General features: G+C 72.7%; 5 protein-coding genes. 3 read left to right on the top strand and 2 right to left on the bottom strand.

Features of this window, described 5'->3' with window-relative positions; translation table 11 throughout:
* Positions 1-153 precede the first annotated feature (153 nt).
* A complete protein-coding gene (locus ACFWGJ_RS42320; protein ID WP_387334285.1) occupies positions 154-1,182 on the bottom strand; it encodes a LacI family DNA-binding transcriptional regulator in 1,029 nt (342 codons plus the stop codon).
* 149 nt (positions 1,183-1,331) lie between these two features.
* Between ACFWGJ_RS42320 and ACFWGJ_RS42315 the strand changes: the two genes are divergently transcribed.
* Entirely contained in the window at positions 1,332-1,457 is a 126-nt protein-coding gene (locus tag ACFWGJ_RS42315; RefSeq protein WP_387334284.1) for a hypothetical protein, read from the top strand.
* A 67-nt stretch (positions 1,458-1,524) separates the two neighbouring features.
* Positions 1,525-3,123 carry a carboxylesterase/lipase family protein gene (locus ACFWGJ_RS42310; RefSeq protein WP_387334283.1) on the top strand — a complete coding sequence of 533 codons (1,599 nt, stop codon included), beginning with the start codon at positions 1,525-1,527 and terminating at the stop codon, positions 3,121-3,123.
* Between the two features lie 72 nt (positions 3,124-3,195).
* Here ACFWGJ_RS42310 and map read toward each other — a convergent pair whose 3' ends face one another.
* Positions 3,196-4,032: a type I methionyl aminopeptidase gene (gene map / locus ACFWGJ_RS42305; RefSeq protein WP_387334282.1), complete on the bottom strand. Its 837-nt coding sequence runs from the start codon at positions 4,030-4,032 to the stop codon at positions 3,196-3,198.
* A 95-nt stretch (positions 4,033-4,127) separates the two neighbouring features.
* On the opposite strand from map, the gene ACFWGJ_RS42300 reads away from it, so the two are divergent.
* Positions 4,128-4,394, top strand: a complete 267-nt coding sequence (locus ACFWGJ_RS42300; RefSeq protein WP_210888755.1) for a helix-turn-helix domain-containing protein — start codon at positions 4,128-4,130, stop codon at positions 4,392-4,394.
* The last annotated feature ends 55 nt before the right edge of the window (positions 4,395-4,449 follow it).

Below are 4,449 nucleotides of genomic sequence, written 5' to 3'. Positions count from 1 at the left end.
AGGTTCTTTAGGGGCGCGGGGAACGGCGCGCTCAGCCACGATGCACCCGCGCATGCCACACAGCGCCAGCCAGGCACTTAAGGGGCGCGGGGAACGGCGCGGCCAGCCACCACGTGCCCGCACATGCCACGCAGCGCCCGCCCAGGAACGTGCTCACAGCCCCCGCGTGCTCGCCCGCACAACCAACCGCGTGGACAACTCCGTCCGAGTCCCTTCAAGCTGCTCCCCGGCCATCAACCGCACCAGTAACCGCAACGCAACCCCCGCCATCTCGGCAACAGGCTGCCGGACGGTGGTCAGCGCGGGTGATGCCCACCGTGCCTCGGGCAGATCGTCGAACCCCACCACACTGACATCGTCCGGCACGGACACCCCCCGCTCCGCAAGCGCGCGATACGCGCCCAGCGCCATCCGGTCCGAGCACACGAAGACGCCCGTCGGCGGCTCCGGCAGATCGAGCAGTTCCAGCATCCTGCGCTGCGCGGACCCCTCGTCGAGCCCGCCGTACCGCAGGTACTCCGCCCGATGCCGCACCCCCGCCGCCGCGAGCGCAGACCGGTACCCCGCGACCCGCGCACCCCCGCACGTCTTGCGGCGATGCCCCGCGATGACGGCGATCCGTTCATGGCCGAGCGAGAGCAGATGCTCGGTGGCGAGCACCCCGCCGTGCCAGTTGGCCCCGCCGACCGACACGACCCCCGCGGGCGGTTCGAGCGCGGGGTCGATCAGCACGAACGGAATCCGGTGCTGCTCCAGCCAGGCGTACTGGGACACGGTCAGTTCGGCGAGGTGGAACAGCACCCCGGACGACCCCCGGGTCGCGAGCTTGTCCAGCCAGCCGCGCTCCGGCCGGTCGCCCCGCGTCGGGGTCAGCCCCGCCGAGACGACCACCTCAAGCCCCGCGTCCTGCGCCGCCTCCTCCACCCCGTGCAGGACCGCACCCGCCCGGGAACTCTCCAGCGAGTGCACGACGAGGTCGACCAGCCCCGGCGACTTCGCCGCGTCGAACCGGGGTCTGCGCACGTAACCGAGCCGGTCGAGTGCCTCCGTGACCCGGCGGCGGGTCTCTGGTGCCACGTCCTCACGGCCGTTGACCACCTTCGAGGCCGTCGGCACGGACACCCCTGCCGCGCGGGCGACGACCGCGAGGGTCGGCCCCGCCACGCTCCCGGTACGCACCATGGAGCCCACCTCTCCGGCCCCGTCCCGAGGGCCCGCGAAAGTTTCGGGTAGAAAGCGCTTCCTAACAGTGTTCTCTACAGTAAGGCCGCCCGAACTCACCGTGGAAGAGCGGGTACTCGGTGGAATTCCACGGATCCGAAAGTCTCGAAATGCCGGACATACTGGTCGTGCGGGGGTTCCCCGAGCCGTTTCAGGAGCGGTTCCCCGAGCGGTTCGGGGCGGCCGACACGTCCGGCTTGAGCACCCCGGGGCTGCGGAACAGGAGGGTTCTGTGATGCGCTGACCGTGATGCGGTGCAGCGCGGTCCGCGAACGCGGCTCGTCGCGGTGAGGAGGGGTTCGAATGGGCGAGGGACCTGTGACGGCCGAGGATTCCACCGGGGCCGGGTATCCCGTGGTCGGCACCCCCTACGGGGCGGTGCGGGGCCGTTACGAGAACGGCCTCGCCGTCTTCCGGGGCATCCCCTACGCCGCCCCGCCCTTCGGCCCCCGCCGCTTCCGGCCGCCCGTCCCGCCCGAGCCCTGGACCGGCGTGCGCGACGCGGGCGCCTTCGGCCCGACGCCGCCCAAGCCGCCGTACTCCGAGGCCTTCGCGAAACTGCTCGCCGACCCGGTCGTACCGGGCGACGACTGCCTGAACCTGAACGTGTGGACACCGGAGCCGGGCCCCGGCGCCCGCCTCCCGGTCATGGTGTGGATCCACGGAGGGGCGCTGACCCGGGGCTCGTCCGCGATCCCGGTGTACGACGGCCGGTCCTTCGCCCGGGACGGCGTGGTGTGCGTGTCCATCAACTACCGCCTGGGAGTGGAGGGATTCGGCCTCTTCCCGGACGCCCCCGCCAACCCGGGCCTGCGCGATCAGCTCGCCGCACTGGAGTGGGTACGGGACTCGATCACGCAGTTCGGCGGCGACCCGGACCGGGTGACCGTCTTCGGCGAGTCCGCCGGGGCGATCAGCATCGGGGCGCTGCTGGCGAGCCCGCGCGCCGAGGGACTGTTCCGGCGGGCGGTGCTGCAGAGCGGCGCGCCCGAGGTGACGGAACGGGACAAGGTGCGGCGCCTGGTGCGGCGGATGGCGGCCAGGCTGAGGATCCCGGCGACCGCGCGGGCGTTCGCCGTCGCCGACCGCGCCGCCCTGGCCGCGGCGCAGGCGGAGGCCGGCCGCCGGGCGAGCCCGATCGTCGGCGGGGCCGCGTTCGGCATCGTCGTCGACGGCGATCTGGTGCCGCGCGACCCGCTGGAGGCGCTGATCGAGGGCGATGCGGCCAAGGATGTGGAACTGCTCGTCGGCTGGACCAGCGAGGAGTACCGGCTGTGGCTCGCGCCGACCGGACTCGTCGAACGCCTGGACCGGCTCGGCCCGGTCGCCCTGACCGCCGCGAGGGCCCGCTGCCGCTGCGGTCCCGAGGTGCCGCGCGGCTACCGGCTGGCCCGCCCCGGGGCGGGCACGGCCGATCTGGTGGGGCAGCTGGTCACCGACTTCCTCCTCCGCGTGCCGCTGCACCGCCTCGCCGACGCCCACCGGGCGCGCTCGCACGTGTACGAGTTCGCCTGGCCGTCGAACGTACCCGGCCTCGGTGCCTGCCATGCCCTGGAGCTGGGCTTCGTCTTCGACACGGTCGGCGTACCCGAGGCGGAGAGGCTCGCGGGTCCCGGCGCGCCGCAGTCCCTCGCCGACGAGATGCACGCGGCCTGGGTACGGTTCGCCGTCACGGGCGACCCGGGCTGGCCCGCCTGGGACGACACGCATCCCGTACGGGTCTTCGGCTCGGGCGGACCCGAGATCGTACGGGGGCATCGGGACCGGGAGATGGCCCTGTGGGAGAGCCGGGCCCCGGCTCCCACCCGTGTCGAGCGTGCCCCGGCGTCACCCGGGCCGGGCGCGGCGCCGAGGACGGTGGTGGGGCGGCTCCGCAGGCCAGGCGCCATGCGGAGGATCTGACGGCGGCGCACCTCGCCCGAAGCTGCCCGAGCGGCACGAGGTGCCCGAATCGCGACCTGGGCCGCGGCTGCGTCAGCGCTCGGTCGTCGCCGACTTCCGCCGCGACTCCCGTCCCTTGGCGCTCGCGGTGCCCTTGGTGCTCTCCGGGCGCCGGGTCAGGACCAGCGGGCCGCTCTCGGTGATGGCGACCGTGTGCTCGGAGTGGGCGGTGCGTGAGCCGTCGGCCGAGCGGATCGTCCAGCCGTCGGGGTCGTACACGATCTTGTCGGTGCCCGCGGCGAACCACGGCTCGATCGCGATCGTCAGTCCGGGACGCAGCTTCCAGCCGCGGCCGGGGCGGCCGTCGTTGGGGATGTGCAGTTCCTCGTGCATCGTGCGGCCGATGCCGTGGCCGCCGAATTCGAGGTTGACCGGGTAGCCGTACTCCTTGGCGACCCCGCCGATGGCCGCCGAGATGTCCCCGAGCCGGTTGCCCGGCAGTGCGACCTCGATCGCGGCCTCCAGGGCGACCTCGGTGGCCTCGATCAGCCGCAGGTCCTCCGCGGCCGGGGTGCCGACGACGACGGACAGGGCCGAGTCGGCGGCCCAGCCGTCGACGGTCACGGCCATGTCCATGGTCAGCAGATCGCCGTCGCGCAGCTTGTAGCTGTGCGGCAGCCCGTGCAGTACGGCGTCGTTGACCGAGAGGCACACCACGTTGCGGAACGGGCCCTTGCCGAACGAGGGCTCGTAGTCCCAGTAGCAGGACTCCGCGCCGCGCTCCTTGATCCGGCGGCGGGCGTGGTGCTCCAGGTCCATCAGGTTCACCCCGACCGCCGCGAGGTCACCGAGTTCGCCCAGCACCTGACCCAGGAACTGTCCGGTGACGTGCATGCGCTCGATGTCTGCGGGAGATTTGTGCTCGATCACTGCGTTCCTCGATTCCCCGGGGCGGCCGACCGGTATATTTATACCAGAGGGTGGGGTGGTTGCCCGCCGGACGCGACCGCCTCTAGCATGTGCGGATGGTCCGCCATCCGCTCGCCCCAGAACAGATCGAGGCGGGCCGTCGTCTCGGGGCGGCATTGCGCTCCGCCCGGGCCGGCCGCAGTCCCGCCGAAGTCGCCGCGGCGGCGGAGATCTCGCCCGAAACACTCCGCAAGATCGAGACCGGCCGCATGCCGACGCCCGCGTTCGGCACGATCGTCCGGCTCAGCGAGGTCCTGGGCGTACCGCTGCCGGAGCTCGCCAGCGTATGGCGCACCGACCCCGCCCTCAGCGCGGCCTCCTGATCTCCTGATCCTTTTCTCTCCTGGGTACGTCTTCGCCCCGCTCACAGAAGTGAGC

Source organism: Streptomyces sp. NPDC060205 (assembly GCF_042728395.1).
GTDB lineage: Bacteria > Actinomycetota > Actinomycetes > Streptomycetales > Streptomycetaceae > Streptomyces.
This window is presented reverse-complemented; position numbering and strand designations above follow the sequence as displayed.